The sequence below is a fragment of the Bradyrhizobium sp. 87 genome (assembly GCF_023073015.1).
GTDB lineage: Bacteria > Pseudomonadota > Alphaproteobacteria > Rhizobiales > Xanthobacteraceae > Bradyrhizobium > Bradyrhizobium canariense_D.
The window spans coordinates 1-3,185 of the sequence record NZ_JADPIQ010000101.1; the positions used below are offsets into that span (position 1 = coordinate 1).

General features: G+C 58.4%; 2 protein-coding genes and 1 pseudogene. All 3 read left to right on the forward strand.

All coding sequences use genetic code 11. The annotated features are described in order from the left end of the window. Positions 1–1,188 precede the first annotated feature (1,188 nt). The 3 genes and pseudogenes from IVB50_RS26615 to IVB50_RS26625 all read left to right on the forward strand — a co-directional run bounded on the left by IVB50_RS26615 (position 1,189) and on the right by IVB50_RS26625 (position 3,182). Positions 1,189–2,514 (forward strand): MFS transporter, encoded by a 1,326-nt coding sequence (locus tag IVB50_RS26615; RefSeq protein ID WP_247297957.1) that lies wholly within the window; start codon positions 1,189–1,191, stop codon positions 2,512–2,514. 245 nt (positions 2,515–2,759) lie between these two features. Next, positions 2,760–2,990: pseudogene (locus IVB50_RS26620) on the forward strand (transposase); the annotation flags it as partial. A gap of 3 nt (positions 2,991–2,993) precedes the next feature. Continuing rightward, positions 2,994–3,182, forward strand: coding sequence for a hypothetical protein (locus IVB50_RS26625; RefSeq protein ID WP_247296968.1), 189 nt, complete (start codon positions 2,994–2,996; stop codon positions 3,180–3,182). The last annotated feature ends 3 nt before the right edge of the window (positions 3,183–3,185 follow it).

Sequence of the window (3,185 nt, forward strand, 5' to 3'; positions counted from 1 at the left end):
CAAGCGTCGCCTCAACCGACGCGGCCCGCGCCCACGACATTCGAATCATGGTTGCCCATGGATTCAGAAGCCCGCAACAAAAGCAACTGTAATGCTAGGTTCGCGATGTAACCAGCCCAGTGGCTGAGTTCCTAAAACGGGCGATGTGCGACGCCACGGCGACTGACTCGTGCGTACTGTTAGTGATGCGCACCTTCGTCGCACCTCGCAAGAAGTGCAAAGCGCAAACCGTCTTCGCCGTATGACAGGGCCGCGCAGCAATCTACTGAAGCATTGCCGACACCTCGGATGACGGCGGCCCAGCCGTTTGCCTTCCACTATGCTTCGTCAAGGTGGTTAGGATGGGAGTACAGCGACATGTCCGCGAACGCGATCACCTGCTCGTGCGCGTGAGTCCCATGGACGGCGACCGGAGATTCCGACTCAGCCCATCGTAACGCCGCTGTCCATTGCCTTTCCCCTTTGAGCACTTGAATTGTTGGTGTTGTTCAGTTGCGCCCGGACGTTGAGAGAGGCGGGCGCTGATCGCTCCCGCGGAGTCCGCGGTTCAGAGCCATTTTTCGTCGAGACGTTCGGCATTTCAGGCCCGCAAGGCAATCAACGCGCGGATTGGGATAGCGCAATCGGGCCAGGAAATACGGCAGCTGGGCTAGAATACGCTATTCTCCAGCGCCTTACAGGCGCTCCATATTTTCCGCAGGAGCTCTGCCGATCGCAAAACAAGTAATTCGCTAGCCCAAGACCGTATTGCTATCTCGCAATATTGACATTGGGCTATCTGCGTGTTGTGCTCCTCACGTACGGACTAGGGCAAGTACGACCGGCGTTGGGAAATAGCGACCGTGAGCGAGAGGCACTTTTCGCCCGCGGAGGATGCCGCCAACTCACGGCGCCATCGCCATAGAAAGACGAACGCGACGCGCAAAGCGCGGGTGCAACAGGAGGGAACGGTGAAATGAGCCAGACGCTCGCATATGCAGGCTGCTTGCAATATCAAAACGAAATGGCTCGGGGACGTCTTCTCCGCGCACCTCGGTCTTCTCGCCTGAGTTCGCCGCTCACAGCGCGGAGGTGCTCGCTTGTATTCCGCATCAGCGCCACGGAAGCCCACGAACGGCGATGACCTCTCGCCTCGGACTCCTGCGCCCATCATCCATGACGAATTGATTAAAAGAGCGGAAGCAAACCATGCAATTGACAGCACACCCCGTAGGGGACGTCGTTGAGATCGATAAATCCGTCGCGACGAGGTCAATGACTCTGGGCCTCGGCGGGGGCGTCGCCCTCGAATTCTACGACTGGCAGCTCTATGGCTTCATGGCGGCATTCCTGTCGCCGCACTTCTTTCCAGCCACTGACCCTGTCGTCTCGCTGCTCGCGGGACTGGCAGTATTCGGAGCAGGGTTTGCCGCACGGCCTTTAGGGGCGGCGCTGCTCGGCCCGATTGCAGATCGCATCAGCCACAAAGCCGTGATGCTGATCGCTGTTTCCGCCATGGCACTATCGTCGCTGATGATCGCAGTGCTGCCAGGCTACAAGGATCTCGGCATCACTGCCACCATCGTGCTGGTTTCCCTTCGGCTGGTGCAAGGCCTCGCCGTAGGCGCCGAAGCGGGCGTTGCAAATGCGATCGCGATCGAATTGGCACCGGCAGGTCAGGAGGGACGATACCTCGGACTGATCAATGGCACATTCATCATGGTGGGCTCGATCGGAGCCAGCTTGGTTGCTTTCCTGGTCAGCGGCGCCGTGTCCCCTGAAGTCATGCGCGATTGGGCTTGGCGCGTTCCGTTTGGCGTCGGAGGTGTTCTAGGCTTGCTCATCATCTATCTTCGGCAGACCCTTCCAGAAACCCTAATCGCTCGCGCCATGCATCGGGTCGACGAGGACTCGCGCATTCAAAAAACGACCGGCGGAGTGTGGAAAGCGCTTTGGAAGGCAAGGCTGTCCCTTTTCGCCGCGATTCTGGTTGTTGGCGGCGTCCAGATCGCTAATTACACGTACAATTTCGGTTTGCCTAACATTGCCAATGGCGTATTCAAGGAAAACAGCACTTATGTGTATGGCATCGTGACGGTCATGGGCGCGATTTGGATGGTGTTCTCGCCGACAATCGGTGCCTTTGCGGATAAGGTGAAACCGTCGCGGGCGTTCGTGATGATGCGCCTGCTGCTAATCCCGTCGTTCTTTCTATCCCTGCTCTATGCCGAGAAGAGCATTCTGACCTTCTCAATCGTTATGTTGGTGGGCGGAACTCTGGTCGGTTGCAATATGGCGCTCTATAACTTTATTGCCACAACGTTGATGCCCAGAAATATTCGGACCACCGGCGTCGCGCTCGGGTACGCTATTGGCGCAACGATATTCGGCGGTACCACACCATTCCTGCTGCTGTGGCTCCAACGCTCTAATCTGTCCTGGGTGTTTCCATTCTACGGCACGGCCGTCGCGTTGCTTAGCATCATAGTTTATCTGATCGCGAAACAACGAGGCGGCGTCTACGTCGGGGATTAGGCACGGCGGGGCTTCGTCTCCTACTTCTGGCTACCCCAGCGTGAACGATCCACATCACGAAGGGCCCCGCATTCTGACGGGGCCCTTCTCATTCAGACCGATTGCAACACGGAGATTTGGCCTGCTCTGGATCGAGGGTCATCCGCAGATTATAGACGTTTGTGAGTAAGCGCGAAGCCGATACCCTTGCTTCAGAATTCGAATGAACGTGCGAAAGAAGCCTCCGGCTTGGACGGAGGTTTCGGATGGGATTGGACAGCAAAAAGGACGTCCATTTGGACGGCTCAACGAGGGGATCGGTGAGCCGGCTGGAGGTTCTTGAAGGACCATCGGGGCGCCGCGTACGTTCGGAAGCTGAGAGAGCTCGGATCGTCGCCGAGAGTCTGTTACCCGGTGCCCAGGTGTCCGAGGTGGCGCGCAAGCACGGAGCGACGCGCTGGCAAATCTACGATTGGCGGCGGCGGTTTCGACAGCGAGGCATGTTGCCGCCGCGCGAGGTATCGCAGCCGACATTCGCGCCGCTAGTCGTGGAAGGTGCGTTGGAGGAGCGTCAGGTTCCGGCGATCAAGCTTGAGATCGCGATCGGCGATGTCGTGCTGCGGACGGACACAGCCATAGATGGCGAGCAGCTGTCCCGTGTGATCCGCGCGATGCGAGCGTCACGATGATCG